The following is a 22,617-nucleotide window of genomic DNA, read 5'->3' as shown; positions in this document are numbered from 1 at the left end:
GCAGGACGGTTCGATTCTAAGGAGCGAAATTCATACACGCAGGACAAAACGGTCAACTAGTTCTCGTCAACATCTGCTCGGATTCCTCGGAAAGAGTCTGGTTGACGCTGGTAGTGCGCAGCGTCGCCGCACAGACCAACGCACCGAGAGCTGCGATGAAGGCTGCGACAAACAGAGCCAACCGAAGTCCACCGACAAAGTCGTCCGGTGGTCCGCCGGGCAGCATCGACTGCGCCGGAAGGAAGGCGCCGAGCACGGCAACCCCGACTGCGATGCCGGTCTGCCGGAACGCGTCGTTGATCCCTGCGGCCAATCCGGAATGGTTCGAAGTGCTTTCGCCCAGAACCAACCCACTCATGACGGGGTTGAACACCCCGGCCCCCACGCACGCGACAACAAATCCGGGAAGTATCGCGTACGGCGAACTGGTCACGTCGACGACGGTCATCATGACCAGCCCCACCGAGACGAGTAGAAGCGAGCACGTCAACGAGACCGAGACGGGGATGCGCCCGTCCAATTTCGCGGTGGCGCCCGCGACGACGAACATCGCTATCGTCGCCGGTAGATACACCAGGCCGGCGTCCACGGGAGACAGATGCAGCACGTTCTGCAGGTAGATGGTCGTGTAGACGAACACCGCGAACAGGGAGGCGGAGATCGAGAACGCTGCGATCTGCGCTCCGGCGAAGGCCCGATTGGCGAGCAGATGCGGGGGCAGCATGGGCTCGGTGGTACGAAGCTCGTGCAGGGAGAAACCGATCATGGCGGCCGCGGCGATCACCGCGGCGATCATCGGCTGCGGCTCGAACCACCCATCCTCGTTACCGCGTAACAAACCGAACACCAGAGCTGCCAGGCCGGTGGACACCAGAATCTGCCCGGGCACGTCCGCGCCGCGAGGTCGAGGATCGCGTGACTCGGGAACCCACCGCACCGTCATCGCCAGTGTGATCAACCCGATCGGAACGTTGATCAAAAAGATTGCGCGCCAATCCAACAACTCGGTGAGCAACCCGCCCACCAGTGGGCCGACGGCAAACGCGGCCCCGATCGTGGCGCCGTATGCAGCCAGAGCAGTCGCGCGCTGGGGACCCTTCTCGAACACGTCCGCCAGCAAGGCAAGTGAGCAGGCGAAGAGTACGGCACCGCCGATACCCTGAGCGGCCCGCGCGAGGTCGAGCACCCAGATGTTCGGCGCCAGAGCGCAGAACAGAGATGCCGTGGTGAACCACAGGATGCCGATGATGAAAACATGGCGTCGACCCCGTCGGTCTGCCCACGATCCGGCGCTGAGAACCACCGTCGCCAATGCCAGCGTGTACGCGTCGATCACCCATTGCAGGGCGCTGACTCCGGTATCGAGATCGGATGCGATCGACGGCAGGGCGGTGTTGACGACGGCGATGTCGAGCATGAGCATTGCGGTGCTCACGCATACTGCCAGCAAAGTGGCTCGTCGTACTGCGGTGTTCTTCGGGGTGATCGGTGCGGTCATGGCCCGTCCTGATGGTCGAAGGGGTGTGTACTCGGAACACCCTGCGCTCCGACGCTTGGGACATATCGGGCGAAATGCTTGGAACCCGCATGGTTGATAACTGCCGTGTTACTCGGAATCCGTCACCACCTGCTCGGTCGAATACGCACTCTCCCAACGGTTAATCTCTGGTCATGGAGACCAGCCAGTGGGTGCGACGGGTGTTGGTGGTGGAAGACCAACCACTGATGCGTGCGCTCGTCGGTGACACGCTCACACACGCCGGGTTCGTGGTCCATACGGCCGGATCGGCGGTCGAAGCGCTCACGGAGTTCGACGGATTCGATCCTGACCTCTTGGTCACGGACATCGACCTTGGCGTGCGGCCGAACGGCGTCGATCTCGCGAACATCGTCACCGTGAAGGCTCCGCATTGCGCGATCGTGTTCCTGACGAACTACCCCAACGCATCGACAGCGCCAGGTTCTGCGGGTGTGCCGCCGAAATCGCTGTTCGTGGACAAGGCGGCTGTCCAGTCGGCGGATCAGTTGATCGGCGTAGTGGAGGCCGCGTTGACGGAAACCGAGCCACCGACGCTCGGGAGTGATCCGGACTCCGCCTTGTCGAGCCTCACCAGATCACAGCTCGATCTTCTGCGTTACATCTCGCTCGGGTGGTCGAACAGCGCAATCGCAGCGCATCGTGGGTCCTCGATCCGAGGTGTGGAGAAGCTCATCGCGCGCACTCTCGAGAGCCTGGGATTGACGCACGATTCGTCCACCAATCCGCGAGTGCTTGCTGCGAGTATCTTCATCCGCCATTTCGGTGTGCCCGAAGTGACCGACTCGGTGTGAACCCGCGCGAGTGGTGGCTTCGTCTCGGTGATCGGAACATCGTCACCAAGTGGTCCTGGATTCTGACGCTGCCGTTCGCGGTGACCGTGATGGCCAACTACTACCTGTGTACCGGGGTGCGCGAAGTAGGCGTGATGGCAGTCGGCGCCTTCGCGACCCACTGCGTTGTCGGGGTGATGCTGCTGATGGCGAGGGCTGTTCTTGCAGCACACCGATCGCAGCTCGCAGCCCTGGCCCTGTTCGCAATGATCGGCGCGATCCGCCCGTTCGTCCTCGACGCGATCACCCGCTCGCTCGAACTCCCCGTCGACCCCAGACCGATGCTCGTCCGTGTGGCACTCAACGTCGTGTGCAGCGTTGTCTTCTTGTCGTTGACCGCCGTACTGGTAAGCGCTCTCCGTGACCGCCTCGCGCTGCAACGGAGTTTGAAGGTTGCCGGGGCCGCCGTCCAACTCCAACAGACCCGGGATCGATTCCGCCTCGGCCAAACCCGTGCGCAGTGTCGGCGAGAGCTCGAGCGCAGTATCGAGACGGTCATGCACGCGGTTGCTGAAACGGAACTCGAGGGAGTGCGAGGAGCAGCGCTCTTGAAGCGAATCTCGGACGACGTGGTTCGCCCGATGAGTCATCGACTGTTCCGGGAGATTCCCCCGATCGAATCACCGACGCCGACTGTGCGGCTGACGGCGAGAGATCGACTGATCGGCGTCGTACGCAGTGTTGAACCGGCGCCACTGTACGTACCGGTGTTCGCGTACACGGCACTGGTGACCGTCTACCTGCTCACGACTTACGGCGTGACGTTCACGGCGGTCCAGCTCGGCGTCGGTTTCTGGCTCTTCGTCGGTGGCAATGCGTGCGCTCGCCGAGTTGTCAGCAGCGGAGACGGCCCTCTGAGACGGATCGCGACTCTTTCTGCGGTGTACTGCTCGAGTGCGTTGATCAGCAGTACCGCGACGTGGCTGCTCCTGACGGTGTTCGGCCGTACCCCGACTTTCTATCTCTCGTCGATGGCCGTCTACCCGTTGGTTGCGCTGTCCGTCTGTCTGATCAGGGCTGCGGATACGCAGCGTCAGGACGAGGAGCGTCAACTCCGCAGCGCCCTGAGCCGGCAAGCGCTCGATGCAGCTCGTATCCATGCCGAGCTCATGCACACCCGACGCGGACTGGCCAGGTTGTTGCACTCGTCGGTGCAGGGCGAACTCGTAGCGGCCGCATGGTCTTCGGGCGCCGTTGCCGGTCGCCCAGTCGATGTTGCGGCAACCATTGCCCACATTCTCGACGGCTTGGAAAGCGACCTGTCTGCGTCATCCGATCAGCCGGCTGACTCCGATGCCCGAAAGCGTATCGATGATCTTGTCACGGTGTGGCGCTACGCAATTCCGGTCGTCAGTCACGTCGACGACGAAGTCTGGGCGGTGATCGGTTCCGGCTCCGCTCGGCTCGACAGCGTGGTGGAGATCCTGTCGGAGGGACTGACCAACGCCGTGAAACACGGTGCAGGAGGGCCCGTCTTCCTCGAGGTGACACTCGCCGATGCTCGGGCGGTAGTAGTGCGGATCAGTTCGCCGGGTCGGATGCCGGTGGCACGGGACTCAGGGATCGGGCTTGAATCGCTCGCCGGTACGGTAACGTCCCTCGAACTTGTCGAAGAGGAAGACCGGGTGGTCCTCACAGCCGTGCTTCTGTGACACCGTGAGTGGCGATGTCGTGGAGGCCGAACGTTTCGCCAATGGCCGGATTGGCCGCTTGTACGGTCGCAGAAATGGAATCGATTACTGCGCAGCTCATCCCACTCGCCACCGGCGTCGTCATCAGCCCGATTCCTCTGGTTGCGATCATCGCGATCCTGCTGTCCACTCGGGCGAAGGCAAATGCATTCGCGTACACCGCGAGCATCGTGCTGGCCGCGACAGCGATCACAGCAGCGACGGCACTCTCGACCACCGAAGTGGAATCGAAGTCCAGCGGCAGCGCGCATACCGTCCAGACGGTGTTCGCCGTCGTGTTCACTGTCGGTTTTCTGGCGCTCGCGTACTCGAGTTGGCGTGGCCGTCCGAAAGACGATGCCGAGCCGGCGATGCCGTCGTGGCTGGCACAGATCGACTCGATGCAACCGGCCAAAGCTGCGGTTCTGGGACTGTTGTTGACCGTACCCAACGCGAAGAACCTGCCGCTCGAACTCAAGGCAGGTTCGATCATCGGTGGCGGGCACCTCGGCTGGGTATCAGTGGTCGCGTACTCCGTTCTGTTCGCGGTAGCGGCGTCCATCGCTTTGATCGTGCTGTCAGCATTGGCTGCCGTGCCCTCGGCGAAGGTGACCGATGCACTGAGCGCCACCAAAAGCACTCTGATCCGCCACAATGCAGCAATCATGACCGTTTTGTTCCTGATGCTGGCAGCATTGGAACTCTCGCACGTTGTCGAAGCCCTGTCGAAGTAGCAACTTGTTTTCGAGGAGAAATCGAATGACGATCACACCCAGCGAAGCGCCGGTAGTCGAGACAACGTACGGGCCGGTTCGAGGATCGACGGAAGGCTCGGTGTCGAGTTGGAAGGGGATTCGTTACGCGGCACCTCCGGTCGGTCCGCTGCGATTTCGCGCGCCGGTTCCGCCGAAGCCATGGACCGAGGTCCAGGACGCAACAGAATTCGGGCCGTGTGAGCCGCAAAGTCGACTCGCGATGATCCCGCTCGGTGAGAACGTTCCGATGGACGAAGACTGCCTGTTCCTCAACGTGTGGGCACCGGGCCCCGTCGGTTCTGATGCGCCGGGTAAACCGGTGATGGTCTGGATTCACGGCGGAGCGTATTTCCGCGGAGCGTCCAGCCAACCACTTTTCGACGCAACCACATTGGCTGAGAACGGCGACGTTGTCGTCGTCTCGATCAACTACCGCATCGGTGTGTTCGGCTTCGTCGATTTCTCGTCCTTCAATTCGAGTGAACATACCTTCGAGCCCAATGTCGCTCTCCGCGACATGATTGCAGCGCTGCAATGGGTTCAAGGCAACATCGCGGCTTTCGGTGGCGATCCCGACAAAGTGACGTTGTTCGGCGAGTCGGCAGGTGGCGGCGCGGTGACGACGCTGATGACCGTCCCGTCCGCTCGCGGCCTGTTTCATCGCGCTATTGCCGAAAGTTCGCCCGCCACTTCGGTGTACGGTAGTGAACGTGGTGAGATCGTCGCGAAGCTGTTTCTCGAGATCTTCAGCGGCGGAAGCGATCTGGGTCTGTTGCGGTCCACGTCTGCCGAAGACTTGATCGGGCCGTCAGACGAACTGTTTGCTCGCGTCCCCCAGGAGACGCCTGGCACTTTGGCGTTCGCGCCGATCGTCGACGGTGATCTGCTCCCTGACTACCCGGTGCGCGCGTTCCGTCACGGCAATGCACACCCGATTCCGCTGATCATCGGAACCAACAAGGACGAATCTTCGCTCTTCCGGATGATGAAGTCGCCGTTGATGCCGATCGATCCCGTCGTGATCACGTCGATGTTCGCGGAGATCGCCGACGAGCATCCAGGACTCGAGCTACCGGATCATTCTCAAATCGAAGGCGCGTATTCGGGACTGTCCAAGTTGGGCGCCGGTCTCGGTTTGACCCGTGATTTCGGATTCCGGCTGCCTACGTTGTGGATCGCCGAGGCGCACAGCAAGGTTGCGCCGACGTGGTTGTATCGCTTCGACTACGCGCCGCCGATGCTCAAGGCGCTGAAGATCGGTGCGACCCACGGCACCGAACTTGCCTACGTCTTCGGCAACATCAACCACGGGGCACGAGACATTACCTACAAGTTGGGTGGCTTGAGCGCGGCGCGTCATGTCTCTGAGCGCATGCAGGCGAGGTGGTTGGACTTTGCCAGAGCTGCAGGCGATTACGACGCCGGGGACGATCGCGAACTGGGTGCGGACCCGGGGTGGCCCACTTACGACACCGACACACGCTCGACACTGTTGATCGACAAACGCGATGCCGTCGTCGCTGATCTCGACCGCGAGATCCGGGAGGCGTGGGGTGAGACGGTGATTGCATTCACCTGACGGTTCAGCCCTGCTCCAATTCGGCCAGGTAGTGCGAGACGGGTCCCACGGTGAGCATTCCGCTTCCGGCGCCGGCTATTTCGGCGGCGGCAGGTAGGAGCGCCGCTCGCGCACGCTCCTTGACTCGACGGTCGCCGACTGCAGTCGCCGCTGCGGCAGTCAAGCACCACAGTGCCTCGGAGAGTAGGTCTTCGGGCGGGTCCGGCAATGCCTCGACGGCCTTCGCTGCTTCGTTCGTCTGCCCCTGTGCGATGAGCAGGTGTGGCCGGGCCCAGGGTTCGTACGGGCCCCACTGCGTGGTCGGGTCGAAAATCGCCGGCAGTCCCCGCCATACGCGGAGGGCGAGAATTGCGAGAGGGAGTATGCCGTCCGCGAGACCCGGCATGCCGGCATCGGAAAGATTGACCGCCGCAGCTTCGTACAGCTTCTCGCAGTGCGCGGCCGCCGCGCCGGCAGCGGCAGTACGCATAGCGCGAAACCAGGTGGTGAACACCGCTGCCAACGGGCGTTCGTGACGTCCGGCCAATCGATCAACCGTCTCGGAATGTAGCTCGGCTGCATCGAATTGCCCAAGGGCGCTGAGGGCTTGCATGCGGATCAGATGGCCGAGGATCTCGAAGGTAGCCAGGCCGTGTCGAATGGCGAGGTCGACCAGTTCACGGCCGATGTCGTCGCGCTCGGAGGCCAGACCGGTAGTCCAGAACGTCTGCATGAACAATCCGTTCAGAGCGAAGGCCAGGAGCCCTGGATCGTCGAGAGCGCGACCGATCTGTACTGCGGCACGGGCACATTCGAGACCGTGATGACCGGGCAGTCCGCGCGATTCGAGTGCGATTGTCGCCAACAGTCTCGCCCGAGCGGGTTCGTTGCCGGCCGGAAGTCGATCGAGAGTGCGCTGAGCGGCCTCGACGATCTGCGTAGCCTGCCGATGATCGTCGGATCGCGTCCAGATCCCGGGCACGTCGTAATTGCCGATGATCCGCGCGGTGAGTTCGACATCGTCCAATTGTTCAGCGGCGCCGATGATTGTCAGTCGTTGGTTTCGGGCAGTCTCGAGTCCGCTTCCGCCCGCAACTGCCAAACTTCGGAGGAGGCCGACGGTTGACTCCAATCTCGATTTCGATCCTGCCGCTACGGTCCGGTCGTACGCTGCCGAAACCTGACTGAAGATCTGTTCTGCCCCTACAGGATCCAGGCGGGTTTCCCGGCGGAGAATGTCGGACTCGAGGTCGTTCAGTCGTGGACCAGGGTCGATGCCCAACTCTTCGGCGAGTAACTTCCGTGCGCGACGTAGGACTGCCAGAGCATCGCCTTGACGATCGGACCGGTACAGCGCCAGAGCGAGTAGTCGCCAACCCTCCTCACGCCAAGGGTGTTCCGTCACGTGGGCATCCAGATCGGGAATCGCTTCGGCAGCTCGCCCGAGATCGAGCTGCGCGGATGCCAAGCGTTCGACGGCAGTCAGACGCAGTTCCTCCAAGCGTGATCGCTCCGTTCGGGCCCAAGGCTCGTCGGCGAACTCCGCGTAGGCCGGCCCTCTCCACAGCTGCAGCGCGGTTCGGAGCAGTTCGAGTGATTGCGCCGGCGTCGAATCTGCGGCTTCTCGCACCAGTCTTTCGAATTCCCAAGCGTCGACCGCGTCGGGTGCTGCATGAAAGGCGTAACCGGGCCCTTCGGTGACAATGACTTTCGGCTTCTTTCGCGGCGCGCGATCCGGTTCGAGCGCACGCCTCAATGCGGAAACGAACGTACGTATTGCGCTGGTAGCGCCGGACGGAGGATCGACCCAGAGGTCGTCGACAATCACGTCCACGGGAACAACACGTCCGCGGGCGACGACGAGACGAGCGAGGACCGCTCGGTGTCGTGGACCCTTCAGATCGATCTGGTGTGAAGACTCGTTCCACGCGACCACGGGTCCGAGCACTCCGAAAGCCGGGGCTTCAAATGTGTGGTCTCGCATTTCCCCACGCTATCGCGCTCATCGAACGCTCATCGACTGCGGCGAAGCTGATTGCCATCACCCCGACCTGCCATCACCCCGACCTGCCATCACCCCGACTAACGAGAGCGATCGATGACTATCACCATTCCAGGCTTCGACTACCAGCAGATTTCCACAGCAGACGGAGTGCGGCTCAACGTCGCGGTCGGCGGAAGCGGAACACCACTCGTCCTTCTGCACGGCTTCCCTCAGACTCACCTCATGTGGCGTCACGTAGCCACTGCCTTGGCGTCGGATCACACCGTCATCTGCCCGGATCTACGCGGATACGGAGCCAGCGACAAACCGGTCGAGGAAAACCCGGACACCTACTCCAAACGAACAATGGCTGCCGACATCGTCGAGGTGGCCAGGAAATTGGGACACGAGAAGTTTGCCCTCGTCGGCCACGATCGTGGCGCACTGGTTGCCGTCAGAGCGGGGCTGGATCATCCGGATGTGATCACGCAACTCGGCTCGCTGGACGTGCTCCCCACCCTGGATATGTGGGACATCCTGCATGGATCGAATGCTGCTGTGGCGTTCCATCTCTATCTCATGGCTCAGCCACCTGGTCTTCCCGAGCAGATGATCAGCGCCAGCGCCGATGCGTTCTTCGAGTACTTTCTCGACGTGTGGACGCAGAACCGCGAAGCGATTCCGGTAGACGTGCGGGCGGAATACCTGCGCGCCTCACGGGAGGCGGTGCCGTCGATCGTTGCCGATTACCGGGCGTCGGCAGGCATCGACATCGAACACGATCAGTCCGATCGGGAGGCGGGCAACCAACTGCACATGCCGGTCACGGTCATTCAGCAGGACTGGGGCTCGATGCTCGGCTACGACGCCGAGGCCCTGTGGAAAGCGTGGGCGCCCGATCTCGAGCACCGCACGCTGTCCGCAGGTCACTTCATGGCAGAAGAGGCGCCTGCCGAAGTGGTCGAGGCGATCCGGACCCTACTCGAGAGGTAGTTTTGACGCTTCTCGGCTGTCGAGGTACTGGCGAGCGCATCACGTGCGTCGCGAATGGACGAGGGGGATCGATGGGTTTCTCGCTGCACTTCATGCGGGTGACGAAGGACGTGCAACTCGATGTTGATCGGGCGGCGGTCGCCGCTTTCCTCGATCAGCACGGGCTGCGCGTGGTCGAGAGCCCGTACGGAGGCGAGATCGTCGACCGTGACGACAGGGCATTGACGATCGACGGGGCCTTCTCCGACCTTCATCTCGACTCGCTCGAGCAGAGCGATCCACTCAGTGGTGGAATCTTCCACGCGACGCTGTCGCCTGCCGAGTGCGCGTTCGTCTACGACCTCTGCGCGGCGGCTGGGTTCCTGATCGTCAACCCTCAGGGTGACCCGACGTTTCTCGTTCCCCAGCGCAATCACGAGCCCGACGACGTTTCCGAGTTGGAGGACGTCGTCTGGGTTGAAAGCGCCGAGGAACTGGCGCGGGCGCTCACCGGTGGTTTCCAAGCGTTCCGCGAGTTTCGGGACCGCGTGACAGGACGAGCCGCCGGTGCCGAATGATCGGGGCCCATCGGGTTGACGAAGGTCGGGTTCTACCGCTTGACCCCGGCCGCCAAGTCGTCGACGAGAACCTTGGCGGTCAAGGCGTATCCCGCGGCCTTGTAGTAGTCGAAGGGAATCACTCGACCAGCCTGCGCAGCGGGCAGACGCTGCCACGTCGGCGAGGTGTACACGCTGCCGGAGGCGCTGCGATCCAAGGCGAAGATGACGTCGGCTTCTTCGAGACGGTTGAACTGCTCCGATCCGAGCATCACGCGAAGGTCGGGGCCTTCACGGAGCACCTCGAATCCCAGGTCCTCGGCGACGGCGGTGCGGAAATCGTTCTGGAACCACGCGATCTGATCCTCCGCGGCGGCGACGAAGGCAACCTTCTTGCCGGCCATCAGCGGTTCGACGGTCGGGCGGACCTGAGCTACATGGGCGTCGTACTCGGCGAGTACTTCTTCGGCGCGATCGCTGCGCCCGATGCCGGTGAGGAAGTCCGACATGACCTTCCGCCACTCCGGGGTGAAGTCCTTGCCGACGGGCAGGACCGGTGCGATCTGCTGCATCCGGTCGTTGCCGTACGACCCGGTGTCCCACCAGCCGGCGCTGAGGACGAGAAGGTCGGCGCCGAGAGTCGAGATGTATTCGAAGTTGGGATCGGAAGCACCTTCGGCGAAGATCTCGACACCCGTGGCATCCGGGACCTCACGGCGTAGGTGATCGGCGGCGCCGGTCGGGTAGGCGGTCACCGGGTATCCGGCGAGGATCGACAATTCGAGGCCGTCCCGCGGGTCGAGGGCAACGACGTTCTGTGGGTCCGTCGGAATGATCAGCTTCTCGTCGCCGCGCGTGAACTCGAAGGTCTCCGCGTTCTCGGGCGTCGAACTTTCCGTGCTGCCGCAGGCGGCGAGAAACGCGGCCGCAGCGACGCCCGCGCCGACGCCGAAGAAACCGCGTCGCGTCAGGTTGTCCACGATCGCCCAGTAGTCGCGATCGGTCGTGGAGGGAGAAAGGAGTCGAGTCATGCTTGTTAGGTTAGCCTTAGGGGCTGTCTTCGGGAATGCTGAAACAGCTCCCGCGAACGCCAAGAAATACGGCGAACACGCCAGCACAGAGAGTGTTGTCCGCGTCACCGGCAGGTCTGATTCACAACCCACTTTCGACCTCTGACGTGCATGACGTCACAACCGGCCGCCTCCTCGATCGCGATTTGGCCCTGATCGCGCCGACTATGCTGAGTTGACCAGCAGTACGATTTCGGAGGTTGCAATGCAGATCACCAGCGTCGGCCACGCAGGATTTCACATCCAGACCGAGGCCGGATCCATCCTGTGTGATCCATGGGTGACCCCGACGTATTTTGCGTCCTGGGTGCCGTTCCCCGACAACACAGAGTTGGACTGGGACGCGCTGGGCAATTGCGACTACCTCTACGTCTCGCACCTGCACAAGGACCACTTCGATCCGAAGAATCTGATCGCGCACGTCAACAAGGACGCCACAGTCCTGCTCCCCGATTACCCGGTGCCGGACCTCAAGCGTGAACTCGAGAAGCTCGGCTTCCACAAGTTCTTCGAGACGGAAGACTCCGTCAAGCACACCGTCAGCGGTCCCAAGGGCGATCTCGACATCATGATCATCGCTCTGCGCGCTCCCGCGGACGGTCCGATCGGTGACTCGGGCCTCGTCGTCTCGGACGGGGAAACCACCTGTTTCAACATGAACGACGCCAGGCCCGTCGACCTGGACCCGCTGACCGACGCCTTCGGGAAGGTCGACATCCATCTGCTGCAGTACTCGGGCGCGATCTGGTACCCGATGGTCTACGACATCCCGAAGGGCACCAAGCGCAACTTCGGCAAGCAGAAGCGTCAGCGCGGCATGGACCGCTGCCGCAACTACATCTCCCAGGTCGACGCTGCCTGGGTTGTCCCGTCGGCCGGCCCGCCGGTCTTCCTCGACGACGACCTGCGTTACCTCAACGACGATCACGGCGACGAGGGAAACATCTTCCCCGACCAGATCACGTTCCTCGAGCAGATGCGCATCAACGGCAACGATCGTGGTCTGCTGATGATCCCCGGCTCGGCCGTCGAACTTCGCGGAAGCGAGAAGGTCGCGCTGACGCATCCCATCCCGGACGCAGACGTCGACAAGATCTTCTCCAACAAGGCCGAGTACATCGAGAAGATGGCGCAGAAGATGGCACCGGTCATCGCCGCGCAGAAGGCCACGTGGGCTCCGGCCGAAGGCGAGCCGCTGCTCGACGGTCTCAAGGCCAAGTTCGAGCCGATCATGGCTCAGTCCGATCTGATCTGCGACGGAATCGGCTACCCCGTCGGACTCGTGATGGGAGAGGAGACGGTCGTCCTCGACTTCCCGAAGCGGATCGTTCGTGAGCCCATCGACGGAGAAGGCAAGTACCGCTACGGCTTCCGCATCGCTCCCGAACTGGTTCGCACCGTTCTGCGCGACGACGAGCCCGACTGGGTCAACACCATCTTCCTGTCGACACGCTTCACGGCGTGGCGCATCGGTGGGTACAACGAATTCCTCTACACGTTCTTCAAGTGCCTCACCGACGAGCGCATCGCGTACGCCGACGGCTGGTTCGCCGAGGCCCACGACGACAGCGCGTCTATCGAGTTGGGCGGGTACGAGATTCAGCGTCGTTGCCCCCACCTCAAGGCGGACCTGTCGAAGTTCGGTGTCGTCGACGGCACCAACCTCACCTGCGATCTGCACGGCTGGCAGTGGGATCTCGAGACCGGCCGCTGCAAGACGTCCAAGGGCCACGAGCTGCGCACCAGCAAGCTGAGCTGAACCGAGCTCGTCGGGTGACGGGATACAGCAGGTCGCTGATCGGCCTGGCGACAGCGCTCGCCGGGTTGGCCGGTTACGTCGACGCGCTCGGATTCATCACGCTCGGTGGGCCTTTCGTTTCGTTCATGAGCGGCAACATGACGCAGGCGAGCGTCGCATTTGCCGACGGGGTGTGGTCGACCGCGAGAGTTGCCGGCGGAATCATCGTGCTCTTCCTCCTGGGAATCGCGCTGGGAACCGTCGTCACCCACTTCACGGAGCGCTATTCGGTCCGGGCTCGCAAGGTCACGGTGCTCGCGGTTGTAGCCGGGCTGCTGTCCATCGGTTCGGTGATGAGCAGCCTCGACGTCACCCCCGGCGCGATCTCGGCGATGGCCTTGGCGATGGGAGCCGTCAACTCGGTGTTCCAGCGCGACGGCGAGGTGACGATCGGTGTCACGTACATGACCGGTGCGCTGGTCAAGATGGGCCAGCGTCTGACCGGTGCCTTTCTGGGTGGCCCGAAGTGGGCGTGGCTGCAGCACTTCGGGATGTGTGCCGGGTTGATCGCGGGCGCGGTGGTCGGTGCGTTGGTTCATCGGTGGATCGGTCTTCACGCTCTGTGGCCCGCATCGGCGTTCACGGTTGTTCTGATCGCCGTTGCCTGGCAGGTCTCGCCCCCGTCTCCGGCAAAGGTGTAGAAAGAGCCAGACACAAATCCGGGGGTACAGGGGGAAGCAGTGGATGCTCTGATCATCGTGGTGCTCGGACTGCTCGGAATCGTCGCGGCCTCGACGCTCGGAGCGCGGATCGGAGTCGCAGCACCGTTGATTCTGGTGATGGCCGGGATCGTTGTCAGCCTCTTACCATTTGTCCCAGCAGTGGACATCGACCCGGAATGGATTCTGGCAGGCGTGCTTCCGCCACTGCTGTACTCCGCCTCGGTCTCGATGCCGTCGATGGAGTTTCGGCGTGAGTTCGGTGCCATCGGTGGGCTTTCCGTTCTGCTCGTGGTCGTGAGTGCGCTTGTTCTCGGTGTGTTCTTCTCCTGGGTGATACCAGGACTCGGTATCTGGTGGGGCATTGCACTCGGTGCGATCGTGAGCCCGACGGATGCCGTCGCGACGTCCATCGTCAAGAAACTCCCGGTCTCGCCGCGGGTGGTGTCGATCCTCGAAGGCGAAAGCCTGCTCAACGACGCCACCGCTCTGGTTCTGTTGCGTACTGCCATCGCCGGGGCCGCCGCATCGGTGTCGCTGTGGAGTGTGTTGGGCAAGTTCGCTTTTGCCGTCGTCGTGGCCGCGGTCATCGGAGTTGTCGTCGGCAAGGTCAACCTGATGGTTCGCGCCCGTGTCACCGATTCGACGGTCAACACGGTCATCTCGTTCACGGTGCCGTTTCTGGCGGCGATCCCCGCCGAAGAGTTGGGTGCGTCAGGGTTGGTTGCTGCAGTCGTGGCCGGGCTCGTCACCGGCTACGACGCTCCTCGGAAGCTGTCACCGCGACACCGGTTGTCCGACTCCCAGAACTGGCGCACAGTCGAATTGGTCCTCGAAGGTGCGATCTTCCTGGTGATGGGCCTCGAACTCTCGTCGATAGTCGACGATGTCCGGGTCGACCACGAGGGCATATCCACGGCGGTCTTCGTGGCGGCGGGTGCACTGTTCCTCACGATCTTGGTGCGGGCTCTGTACGTGGCCCCGCTCCTGCGAGCGCTCCAAGCGCGGGCGAATTTTCGTGAACGCATGAAACCCAGACTCTCCGACATCGCGAATCGCCTCGACAACCCCGAGGATTACCCGCCAGACGAACGACGCAGCAGGCGCCGGGCACCTTCGGCGAATCAGATGGAAAGGTTCAAGGTTCGGGTTCGGCGGACGGTTGCCGATATCGACTACTACCTTGCTGCGCCGTTGGGATGGCGTGAAGGCACGATCGTCATCTGGGCCGGCATGCGCGGGGCGGTCACTCTGGCTGCAGCGCAGACTCTGCCGGAAGACACCCCGAGTCGATCGCTCCTGATCTTGGTTGCGTTCCTGGTGGCAGCAGGCTCGTTGATCCTTCAGGGAGGAACGTTGAAGCGCGTCGTAGTGGCGACCGGTCCGGCAGCGCAGGACCTCACCGAATCCGAACTAGACGGGCATCGCAGGTTGCTCGACCTCCTCGAAGATGCTGCTGCGAGTGTCGTTCCGCCAGAGGGTCGGTCGAAGAAGAGGATCCGCCTCGACGTGATCGACGCGCAGCGTCAGGCACTGCTCGACGCACGTGACGATGGCGTGTTCGACGCACGGATGCTCGGATCGGCACTTGCCGCGCTGGATGCCGATCAGATCAGCCTCGAACTCAAGGGCGGTCCGGACGGTTGATCACGTGCACAGTCTCTTTCGAGCGGACGTCATCATTGCCCGCGTGATCACGCCGTGCAGTACCTGAACGGGTGCGAAGTAGATTCGGCCCGCGCGGTTCTTCAGCTCCACGGCGGTGACGACGTGCAGGAGGCCGGCGTCGTTGTCGGCCTGAACCGAGGCGACGAATCGTAGGTGTTTCTCGTCCGCTTCGATGAGGGCCTCGCCGTCGGCGATCTTGTCGACGGCAAAGGTGTCGGGGCGTCCCTTGGCGATGCCGAGCAGTCCGACTATCCGCTCCCTGAGCCAGAACATCGCGAGGACGGGTGCGGGGACATTCCTGACGTCGAAGACTGCCTGCGCCCACTCCTCGGATGTATGGGTCGGAACAGACGGGATGGTGATCGTGGTGGCTTCTGCCCAGTCCGGTGCAGGCATTGCCTTGAAAGCGAGTGTCATTTCGTCCTCCGTACGGTGCCGTATGGAACTTACCCATACGGTACCGTACGGAGGTGACGAATGCCCGCGCCCGACTCTCTCGCGACCAGTGGATCGATGCAGCTTTCCAGGCTCTGACAAGCCATGGGCCTGATGCAGTTGCAGTGGAAAAGGTGGCGCGCACGCTCGGATCGACCAAGGGTTCCTTTTATTGGCACTTCGCCAACCGCGACGAATTGCTGCAAGCTGCGCTCGGCCGGTGGGAAGTTTTGGCAACCGAGAGACTGATCTCCTCCGTCGAGTCCTCTGGTGAACCGGCGGAGGTGAGGTTGCGTCGTCTGGTGGATTCGGTCACGACCGGATTGGCCGGTCGCCGTGCGGAGTTGGAACTGCTTGCCGGGATCGGCCATCCTTTGGTTTCGGCGGCGGTTCGACGTGTCACCGAGCGTCGAGTTACCTACATCGTGACGTTGTTGGTCGATCTGGGGATGGGCAGGCAGAAAGCGGAACATCGTGGCGTACTTGCCTATTCGATGTACCTGGGGCAGATGCAATTGGTACACAGTGCGCCCGATGTGGTTCCTGGCAGCGGTGCGGACGCTCAGGCGCTCGCCGACGAGTTCGTGAACATGGTTCTGGCCAGGTAAGTCCGCCGTCGAACGCAGCGTGATCTGCGCATCACCCTGCGCTTTCAGGTGAGGGACCACACATTGCGCGTAACCCATAGTTACAGATACTTTGAGGTCAGCTGAAGTGGGGTGCCGGATATGTCGACATTTCCCGGAGGCGCAAAACCGTTTCACGACAGGAAGAAAGGTGACTCACCATGAGCGTTGTGCTTATTTCGTTGCTGGTCGCCGCTGGACTCACCGTGCTGGCCACCAGTGACGGTGCCGGTCTGGACTTCGGGAGTCGGCAGCTGAACCGCCAGTTGAAGACCCGCACGCACCGGTAACCCCGGAAATCGGCCGGCTCCACGCGATACTTCGCGGAGCCGGCCGATTGCGTTGCTCCGGTCAGTTCACTCCGAGATCTACCAGCCAGGCCCGGGTGCTGCGGGCGACGATGCCCAAGGCAACGGCAGAACCCGTCGCGGAGTCGAACGCGACGCTGTCGGCAGATTCGAGTCCCGTGTAGAGCTGGGAAACCCCGGCTGCTGCGCCCCCTCCGATGATCGGCGCAATCGACGCACCGAAGGCATCGGGCGTCACGGCTTCGAAAGTTACCGTGCGCGAGAAGTGTTCGGCGAATGCCTCGGCGAGTTCGATGCCGGTGATCGCCGGAATCTGTCCGATGTCGACCGCGTCCGGTGCTACGTCGAGAGTCAGGGCCGCAACGGCTGCATCAGCGACGTCGAGATGTGAACTCCATGCGACCGCGAGATCGGCACGTAGTGGGTAACGCAGGACCCCTTCGTCTTTCACCCCCGACAGCACGGTGGGCAGAAGAAGATTCTCGAGGAACAAACGCGGGGTCAGGACGGTCACCGCGATACCTTCGGCGCGGAGTCCGTCGACGAGCTCGGAGAGAACGGGTGTGTTGGGACCGGCAAGCGGCGAAGTAGCGTCGCCGGTCACCGTGCCGCTGGTAGAGATCACGAACCGCGAAGGACGTGTCACTCTTGCTGCTGCCAGAACGTTGTGGGCGTAACCGGCTAGCGTCTCGGTGTCACCGGCGAGTGGCAGGTGGAAGAACACCCCGTCTACCCCGCGATAAGCGTCGGCGAGAGAGTCGACTGACGCATTATCCGCGACGACGGTGTTCGCACCCTCGAACGTCTGGTCGGGGTTGCGGGTGATTGCTCGGACTTCGGCACCTGTCGATCCGGCGAGAGCCGCGACCAATCCCGCGAGAACGGGAGAACCCTGTGCGCCGGTGGCGCCATGCACTGTGTAAGTCATGACGCCTATAGTTCAGATTGGGAACCAGTTACTTCAAGTGAACTAATGGGGAATCGATGAGTGAATCAGGTCACGTGCTTCCGGAGTGCGGCGTCGCGCGCTTTCTGCTGGTTCTGGACGGACCGTGGGCAACGCTGATCGTTCGTGAGCTCACGCACGGCCCGATGCGCTTCACGGAACTACGACGCGCATTGCCCGGCATCAGTCCCAGGACACTGTCCGCCAGGCTCAAGCGATTCGAGGAGTTCGATCTGGTGACCCGGACTGCCTACGCCGAGGTGCCGCCGCGAGTGGAGTACGAACTCACCGCGACGGGGATGGAACTGCGCTCCGTGCTCGAAGCGATGGTCGAGTGGGCGGATCTGGCACTCCCCGTTTCGTGACCCTGCCCTCAGTGCGGGCCCGAAAGTCCAACCCGCAGAGCGCCGCAGGCCTCGAACATCGCATCTTGACCGGTATGGCCGACACCGGTGGTGTTGACGAAGGCATGGATCAATCCATTGTGACGCCTGAGTGCAACCGGGACTCCGGCCTCTCGCAGCCGGTTCGCGTATTCCTCACCCTCGTCGCGTAGTGGGTCGAAACCGGCGACGGCAACGTACGCCGGCGGTAGGCCGGCCAGGTCCGGAGTGAGCAGCGGGGAGACTCGCGGGTCGAGGGCCGAAGCGCCGCCCGACAGGTAATGGGCCGCATACCAGTCGAGTTGGGCGTCGGTGAGAAAGAAGTCGGTGCCGAACATCTTGTGCGAAGGGCGCTTCGACGAAAGGTCCACCCAGGGGAAGAAGAGCAGTTGGAATACTGGTTTGACGTCGTCTTCGGTCGTGGACTGCGCGACGACGGCAGCCAAGTTCCCACCCGCGCTGTCTCCGCCTACCGCAATGGATTTCGGATCTGCACCCAGCTCTGTGGCATGCTCGACGCAGTACCGGAATGCGGCGACGGCGTCATCGACCCCGGCGGGGAACGGGAACTCCGGTGCTAACCGGTAGTCCACCGACAACACACTGACCTCGCCGTGGCGGGCCAGGAAGCGGCACACACTGTCGCCGCTCTCGAGGCTGCCGAGGACGAACCCGCCGCCGTGGAAGTACACCAAAAGTGGAGCGGGCGTTGAGACTCCGGCCGGGCGATACAGCCGAGCCGGAATCGCGTGATCCCCGGCCGGGATCTCGAGGTCACGTACCGTCTCGATGTCGATGGGCGTACCGCCGAACAGTCGCGATTCGGCGTCGATCTGAGCCCGTCCCTCTTCGACCGGAAGATGCTCGAAGCTCGTACCTTCGACCGCTGAGAGCAATCTCAGCGCAAGCTGGATCTCGGGGTGCAGAGTCTGCCCGTCGATCTCCTTCGGCTTGCCACCGAGAATGCGCTGCGCGCCGGTCGGTAAGGCGCCGACGACATCGAGCACCACCCGCGCAACACGATCTTGGACAGACATCTTCTCCGTGGACATACTCGCCTTCCGTCGGCTGATCACCCGTCGCTTGTACGTTACGAAAGAACCGGACAAATATCCAGGAATCTCGGCGCTCGCGGTCAGCTTGCCGGTGTCACCGTGACTGTGACGGGGCCCGCGTCGTCCGCGGTTTCCACTGTGAGAAGCCGGCTTTGGGGGTTCCAGTTAACGATGTCGGCGCCCGCGACGTCGACGCCGCCGGGAAAGCCGCTCTCGGGTAGATAGATCTCGGTCGGTGCCGTTACCGCGGGGTTCGGGGTGAACGTCAGCTGAAGGCGGTCAACGGTCGAGGACCATTCGGTGGGTGTGCCCGCGACGGCTCGCGGATATGGCTTGTTCAGGGTGTCGACGAGGAGTGTCTGCGATCCGTCCGGCAGGTACGGGCCCCAAGGACCTGGATCACTGGACCAGTAGGAGACACCCGCACCGAGTTCTCGGGCGGTCGTGTAGACGCGGTCGATGTAGTCGGTTGCGCCGGGCAGTGTTGTGTCGAGCCCGAATTCGCCGAGAATGATCGGAACGCCGCCGAGTACGTTGCCTGCGATGTGTTCGACGCTGTCGCGCCAGGTGTCGATGGTCGCGTCGGTGAGTGTGCGTGAGAGGCCGGAGTATCCGTCACCGAGGTCGAGGGGCAGCGGGTACAGGTGTGGGCAGTAGGCGATTCGCTGTTCGCCGGCTCGTGGGTCGTTGATCTTCGTGAGCCCGCTGGGGACACCTTGGTTGACGCCGACGGCCTGCGGGGCCACACACACCCAGCTGTCCTGATCAACTTCCCTGATGGCGTTGGTGGTTCGCTGATACAGGGCAGCGAGGGGCCCACCTTCGAAGGCGGGGCCTTGGAGGGAACCGCCCCACGGCTCGTTCATCAGGTCGTATGCCACGACGGTGTCATTGCCTGCAAAACGTTCGGCCACCGCCTGCCAGGCGTTCGCGTAGTGCTCGACCAGTTCGGGATGTTGGCCGGTGGTGTTCCACAAGTTGTCGAATGCACGCATCACACCGGGTTGGACGTAGTACAGCTCCCAGCGGTCTTGAGGGGTGACCGGAAGGCCGTCCATGTAGGTCGCCCAGGCCGGCGCGCCGTTGCCGATGTTGCCGGCGCCGTTGCCGCTGTTGCCCTCTGGTGTGATCGCGCCGGAGTAGACGTCCTGATGCATGTCGAGCATGACCTTGTAGCCGCGCTCGGCGTACCAGCTGACCCGGTCCTCGACGCGGTCCAGATATTCCTGGTCGTACTGTCCCGGCGCTGGCTCCACCGAACGCCAGGAGATCAAGAAACGCACGAAATTTGTTCCCATGTCGGCATGTTCGCGCTCGAGATCGGCTTCGGTGAACTTCGGCATGCCGTCGGGTGCGCTCTTTGCGCTCGACGCCGTGTTGAACCCTCGCAGGATCAGGGAGCGCCCGGCGTCGTCGGTCAGGTACGACGGTGGCACCGACGTGCCATCGGCGCTCCCCCACCGTGGGCAGGCTGCCCTGAGCCGCGGCAATTCCGCCGCCCAGTATCAGTGAGCCCGCGACTATCAGTGCTGAGAGCGGGATACGACGCACGGAAACTCCTTCTGGGTGTGTGGATGGATTGACTTGTCCGAATGGGGATTCGGCCCTGGGCTTGAACGCTCGGTGTCGATTCACGTCGGTTGGCTTACACTGGTCCGCCCGTTTTCGATGTGTCCGACGAGCACGCGCTTGAATTCAGGATCTTCGTCGACCGTCACGGTGGCCTGATACCAGCCGTCCACCGACGCCACTGCCCACCGGCCGCGTGCGCCGGCAGCGAGCTTCCGTCGGTCTCCGTCGACGTCGACGGAGAGTGCACGACTTCCGGAATTGTTCGCGGTCAGTACAAGCGCGCGCGTCCCTGCGTCGATGGTTGTCGAGACGTCGAGCGAGGCTGCCGCACTGTCTGTAGCTCCACTGAACTCGCGCCTGAAACCATTGGGACCCAACAGGGTCAGGCTGTAGACGCGATCACTGAGCGCAACGGTGTCATCGACCTCGCCCAGGAGGTCGTAATGCCGTGGCTCGTCGAACTCACCTGCGTACGGGTACAAGGCCAGGTGAGTTGATGCGGCACCGGCATTGACCAGATGGACCGTCAACGAGTCGGTTTCCGGGTTCACCGTCGTGTAGGCGTCGGGCTGATAGGGAAGGGCCCGTGCTGGTCGAGTGCCGCTTTCCTGCAGGGGCATTCTCTGTTCGGTGGGTGGGGTCGGTGTCCACCGTGGTTCCAGAGGCGGAGTGGGCTGCGGGCGCGCCAAAGTCGGTCGGCTACGCGGGTTGGCGAAGTCGAACGCCGACGTCAGGTCGCCACTCACCGTGCGTCGCCATGGGTCGATTTCCGGCTGCGTGATTCCGAACCGCTTTTCCAGGAACTGCGTGACGGACGTGTGGTCGAACACTTGTGAACAAACGAAACCGCCAACAGTCCACGGCGAGATGATCGTCATCGGCACCCGCGGGCCGAGACCAAGCGGCTGATTGCCGACCCATTCGGCTTCGACCGAGCGCGGCGGTCGAGGTGGCGGTACATGGTCGAAGTACCCGTCGTTCTCGTCGAAGTTGACGATCACGGCCGTCTTCGCCCACAGATCCGGATCGGACGCGATGGCGTCGAGTACTTGATAGAGCAGTGTTGCGCTCGCCGCAGGTGACGAACCCGATGGATGCTCCGAATCCACCTCGGACGGAACGAGATAACTGACTTGCGGCAGTCGGCCCGACTCGACGTCCTTCCTGAACTCGGCGGCCAGTGTGCCGGGCCGGGATCGGTACAGTGCGCGATCGTAGAGTTGGCGATCAGCAGGCGACAGTTGGTCTGCAGCATTCTCGAGGGCCAGTGCCGCTGCGTCCTGGACCGGCGCCGGCATCGACGGCAGGGCGAGATAGAACCCGGCCAAGGTCTGGATTTCGTAGGGGAGCAGGCTTGGCCGACCAAGCAGCCCTGCCGCCACTTTCTTGAAGGCAGTGAAGTATTCGAGGTTGTTGTCTCCGAAGTTGTCCCACTCTTGGTAGGTCTTCCAGGAAATGCCGGCGGACTGCAACCGCTCGGGAACCGTCGTCCATCCGTAGCCGGCGTGCCAGGGGTTGTAGGCCGCATTGGTTACAGCTCTTCCCTCGGGGCCGGGCGGATCCGAAGGCAGGACCGACTCGGTCGGATTAGGCGAAAGTGGCTCGTATCCGGTGTATCCAGAGACCCAATAGTTCCGGTTGGGGCTCGTCGATGTCGGTACGGAGCAGTGGTAGGCGTCGCAGATCGTGAACGCGTCCGCCAGTTCGTAATGGAACGGGATGTCTTGCCGGTCGTAGTACGCCATTGTCGTACTGGTTTTTGCCGCGATCCAACCGTCGTGCCAGCCGTCGGCGAGTGCGGCATGTCCGCCCGCCCAGCTGTGGTCGAGTCCGGTCACGTTCTGGGTGTCCATGCGTTGTGCCGCAGCGGAATCGCGGATGGGGAAGGGGAGCACAGGACCGGTAGGACCGGGTTGTTCGAAGACGCTGTAGCCGCTGCGTAGACGCAACGCATTCGGATCACCGAAGCCGCGAACACCCCTCAGCGCGCCGTAGTAGTGGTCGAAAGATCGGTTCTCCTGCATGACGAGGACTACATGCTCGATCGAATCGAGCCCGCCGGAGTTTGCGGGTGTCGCCAGTACACGTTGAAGCGACGGCGGCAGAAGGGAAGTAGCGGCGACTGCAGTTGCACCGACCCCGGCGGCGAGAAACGACCGTCGAGAAAGAGAATTCCTGGACACTTGTGCTCCATCGATAAATCAATCAGTTCTATGACCACGGCCGCGACA

General features: G+C 62.8%; 20 protein-coding genes. 12 read left to right on the top strand and 8 right to left on the bottom strand.

Going from position 1 to position 22,617, the window contains the following annotated elements:
- Positions 1–52: 52 nt before the first annotated feature.
- A complete protein-coding gene (locus RA302_RS27925; RefSeq protein ID WP_030536204.1) occupies positions 53–1,498 on the bottom strand; it encodes an MFS transporter in 1,446 nt (481 codons plus the stop codon).
- Positions 1,499–1,671: 173 nt separating this feature from the next.
- On the opposite strand from RA302_RS27925, the gene RA302_RS27920 reads away from it, so the two are divergent.
- The 4 genes from RA302_RS27920 (at position 1,672) to RA302_RS27905 (ending at position 6,374) form a co-directional block, all read left to right on the top strand.
- Positions 1,672–2,331, top strand: a complete 660-nt coding sequence (locus RA302_RS27920; RefSeq protein ID WP_050654977.1) for a response regulator — start codon at positions 1,672–1,674, stop codon at positions 2,329–2,331.
- The gene (locus RA302_RS27915; RefSeq protein ID WP_030536202.1) at positions 2,328–4,022 is read left to right on the top strand and encodes a two-component system sensor protein; all 1,695 of its coding nucleotides are present in this window, start codon (positions 2,328–2,330) and stop codon (positions 4,020–4,022) included. Before RA302_RS27920 ends, RA302_RS27915 begins: the two co-directional genes overlap by 4 nt.
- A gap of 74 nt (positions 4,023–4,096) precedes the next feature.
- Positions 4,097–4,774 carry a GAP family protein gene (locus RA302_RS27910; protein WP_030536201.1) on the top strand — a complete coding sequence of 226 codons (678 nt, stop codon included), beginning with the start codon at positions 4,097–4,099 and terminating at the stop codon, positions 4,772–4,774.
- Positions 4,775–4,799: 25 nt separating this feature from the next.
- Positions 4,800–6,374, top strand: a complete 1,575-nt coding sequence (locus RA302_RS27905) for a carboxylesterase/lipase family protein (protein ID WP_030536200.1) — start codon at positions 4,800–4,802, stop codon at positions 6,372–6,374.
- 4 nt (positions 6,375–6,378) lie between these two features.
- On the opposite strand, the gene RA302_RS27900 is transcribed toward RA302_RS27905, so the two are convergent.
- Positions 6,379–8,337 carry a BTAD domain-containing putative transcriptional regulator gene (locus RA302_RS27900; RefSeq protein WP_030536199.1) on the bottom strand — a complete coding sequence of 653 codons (1,959 nt, stop codon included), beginning with the start codon at positions 8,335–8,337 and terminating at the stop codon, positions 6,379–6,381.
- A gap of 114 nt (positions 8,338–8,451) precedes the next feature.
- Between RA302_RS27900 and RA302_RS27895 the strand changes: the two genes are divergently transcribed.
- Complete coding sequence (locus RA302_RS27895) at positions 8,452–9,330, top strand: alpha/beta hydrolase (protein WP_003942926.1); 879 nt, start codon at positions 8,452–8,454, stop codon at positions 9,328–9,330.
- 71 nt (positions 9,331–9,401) lie between these two features.
- Positions 9,402–9,887, top strand: a complete 486-nt coding sequence (locus tag RA302_RS27890) for a hypothetical protein (protein WP_003943095.1) — start codon at positions 9,402–9,404, stop codon at positions 9,885–9,887.
- Between the two features lie 32 nt (positions 9,888–9,919).
- Here the strand turns inward: RA302_RS27890 and RA302_RS27885 are convergent, their stop codons facing one another.
- Entirely contained in the window at positions 9,920–10,897 is a 978-nt protein-coding gene (locus tag RA302_RS27885) for an ABC transporter substrate-binding protein (protein ID WP_030536198.1), read from the bottom strand.
- 244 nt (positions 10,898–11,141) lie between these two features.
- On the opposite strand from RA302_RS27885, the gene RA302_RS27880 reads away from it, so the two are divergent.
- From RA302_RS27880 to RA302_RS27870, 3 genes are read left to right on the top strand one after another with little or no spacing between them, the layout of a single operon-like run.
- On the top strand, positions 11,142–12,695 hold the full coding sequence (locus tag RA302_RS27880; RefSeq protein WP_003942885.1) for an MBL fold metallo-hydrolase: 1,554 nt from the start codon (positions 11,142–11,144) through the stop codon (positions 12,693–12,695).
- 14 nt (positions 12,696–12,709) lie between these two features.
- A complete protein-coding gene (locus tag RA302_RS27875) occupies positions 12,710–13,375 on the top strand; it encodes a YoaK family protein (protein WP_003943143.1) in 666 nt (221 codons plus the stop codon).
- 39 nt (positions 13,376–13,414) lie between these two features.
- Positions 13,415–15,040: a cation:proton antiporter gene (locus tag RA302_RS27870; protein ID WP_030536197.1), complete on the top strand. Its 1,626-nt coding sequence runs from the start codon at positions 13,415–13,417 to the stop codon at positions 15,038–15,040.
- Here RA302_RS27870 and RA302_RS27865 read toward each other — a convergent pair whose 3' ends face one another.
- Positions 15,041–15,478 carry a DUF2867 domain-containing protein gene (locus tag RA302_RS27865; protein WP_007730272.1) on the bottom strand — a complete coding sequence of 146 codons (438 nt, stop codon included), beginning with the start codon at positions 15,476–15,478 and terminating at the stop codon, positions 15,041–15,043.
- Positions 15,479–15,531: 53 nt separating this feature from the next.
- Here RA302_RS27865 and RA302_RS27860 point away from each other — a divergent pair, with 53 nt between their 5' ends.
- Together RA302_RS27860 and RA302_RS27855 are read left to right on the top strand one after the other, a co-directional pair.
- Positions 15,532–16,104: a TetR/AcrR family transcriptional regulator gene (locus RA302_RS27860; protein WP_030536196.1), complete on the top strand. Its 573-nt coding sequence runs from the start codon at positions 15,532–15,534 to the stop codon at positions 16,102–16,104.
- Between the two features lie 179 nt (positions 16,105–16,283).
- The gene (locus RA302_RS27855) at positions 16,284–16,412 is read left to right on the top strand and encodes a hypothetical protein (protein ID WP_003943237.1); all 129 of its coding nucleotides are present in this window, start codon (positions 16,284–16,286) and stop codon (positions 16,410–16,412) included.
- Between the two features lie 61 nt (positions 16,413–16,473).
- Here RA302_RS27855 and RA302_RS27850 read toward each other — a convergent pair whose 3' ends face one another.
- On the bottom strand, positions 16,474–17,358 hold the full coding sequence (locus RA302_RS27850; RefSeq protein WP_030536195.1) for an NAD(P)H-binding protein: 885 nt from the start codon (positions 17,356–17,358) through the stop codon (positions 16,474–16,476).
- Positions 17,359–17,414: 56 nt separating this feature from the next.
- On the opposite strand from RA302_RS27850, the gene RA302_RS27845 reads away from it, so the two are divergent.
- Positions 17,415–17,741 (top strand): helix-turn-helix domain-containing protein, encoded by a 327-nt coding sequence (locus RA302_RS27845; RefSeq protein ID WP_019745900.1) that lies wholly within the window; start codon positions 17,415–17,417, stop codon positions 17,739–17,741.
- Between the two features lie 8 nt (positions 17,742–17,749).
- On the opposite strand, the gene RA302_RS27840 is transcribed toward RA302_RS27845, so the two are convergent.
- The 3 genes from RA302_RS27840 to RA302_RS27830 form a co-directional block, all read right to left on the bottom strand.
- Positions 17,750–18,811, bottom strand: a complete 1,062-nt coding sequence (locus RA302_RS27840; protein ID WP_030536194.1) for an alpha/beta hydrolase — start codon at positions 18,809–18,811, stop codon at positions 17,750–17,752.
- An 83-nt stretch (positions 18,812–18,894) separates the two neighbouring features.
- Positions 18,895–20,250, bottom strand: coding sequence for a cellulase family glycosylhydrolase (locus tag RA302_RS27835; protein ID WP_230587535.1), 1,356 nt, complete (start codon positions 20,248–20,250; stop codon positions 18,895–18,897).
- A 195-nt stretch (positions 20,251–20,445) separates the two neighbouring features.
- A complete protein-coding gene (locus tag RA302_RS27830; RefSeq protein ID WP_030536193.1) occupies positions 20,446–22,569 on the bottom strand; it encodes a phospholipase C, phosphocholine-specific in 2,124 nt (707 codons plus the stop codon).
- Positions 22,570–22,617: the final 48 nt, after the last annotated feature.

This window comes from Rhodococcus sp. DN22, assembly GCF_036669995.1.
Classification (GTDB): Bacteria; Actinomycetota; Actinomycetes; order Mycobacteriales; family Mycobacteriaceae; genus Rhodococcus_F; species Rhodococcus_F erythropolis.
Note: the sequence above shows the minus strand (reverse complement) of the source record. Positions and strands in the feature narration are given on the sequence as shown.

Bases quoted from the DNA above. Each gene is read 5' to 3' on its own strand.
- RA302_RS27925 (WP_030536204.1), bottom strand. From the start codon at position 1,498: ATGACCGCACCGATCACCCCGAAGAACACCGCAGTACGACGAGCCACT.
- RA302_RS27920 (WP_050654977.1), top strand. From the start codon at position 1,672: ATGGAGACCAGCCAGTGGGTGCGACGGGTGTTGGTGGTGGAAGACCAA.
- RA302_RS27910 (WP_030536201.1), top strand. From the start codon at position 4,097: ATGGAATCGATTACTGCGCAGCTCATCCCACTCGCCACCGGCGTCGTC.
- RA302_RS27905 (WP_030536200.1), top strand. From the start codon at position 4,800: ATGACGATCACACCCAGCGAAGCGCCGGTAGTCGAGACAACGTACGGG.
- RA302_RS27900 (WP_030536199.1), bottom strand. From the start codon at position 8,337: ATGCGAGACCACACATTTGAAGCCCCGGCTTTCGGAGTGCTCGGACCC.
- RA302_RS27895 (WP_003942926.1), top strand. From the start codon at position 8,452: ATGACTATCACCATTCCAGGCTTCGACTACCAGCAGATTTCCACAGCA.
- RA302_RS27890 (WP_003943095.1), top strand. From the start codon at position 9,402: ATGGGTTTCTCGCTGCACTTCATGCGGGTGACGAAGGACGTGCAACTC.
- RA302_RS27885 (WP_030536198.1), bottom strand. From the start codon at position 10,897: ATGACTCGACTCCTTTCTCCCTCCACGACCGATCGCGACTACTGGGCG.
- RA302_RS27880 (WP_003942885.1), top strand. From the start codon at position 11,142: ATGCAGATCACCAGCGTCGGCCACGCAGGATTTCACATCCAGACCGAG.
- RA302_RS27865 (WP_007730272.1), bottom strand. From the start codon at position 15,478: ATGACACTCGCTTTCAAGGCAATGCCTGCACCGGACTGGGCAGAAGCC.
- RA302_RS27855 (WP_003943237.1), top strand. From the start codon at position 16,284: ATGAGCGTTGTGCTTATTTCGTTGCTGGTCGCCGCTGGACTCACCGTG.
- RA302_RS27850 (WP_030536195.1), bottom strand. From the start codon at position 17,358: ATGACTTACACAGTGCATGGCGCCACCGGCGCACAGGGTTCTCCCGTT.
- RA302_RS27845 (WP_019745900.1), top strand. From the start codon at position 17,415: ATGAGTGAATCAGGTCACGTGCTTCCGGAGTGCGGCGTCGCGCGCTTT.
- RA302_RS27840 (WP_030536194.1), bottom strand. From the start codon at position 18,811: ATGTCCACGGAGAAGATGTCTGTCCAAGATCGTGTTGCGCGGGTGGTG.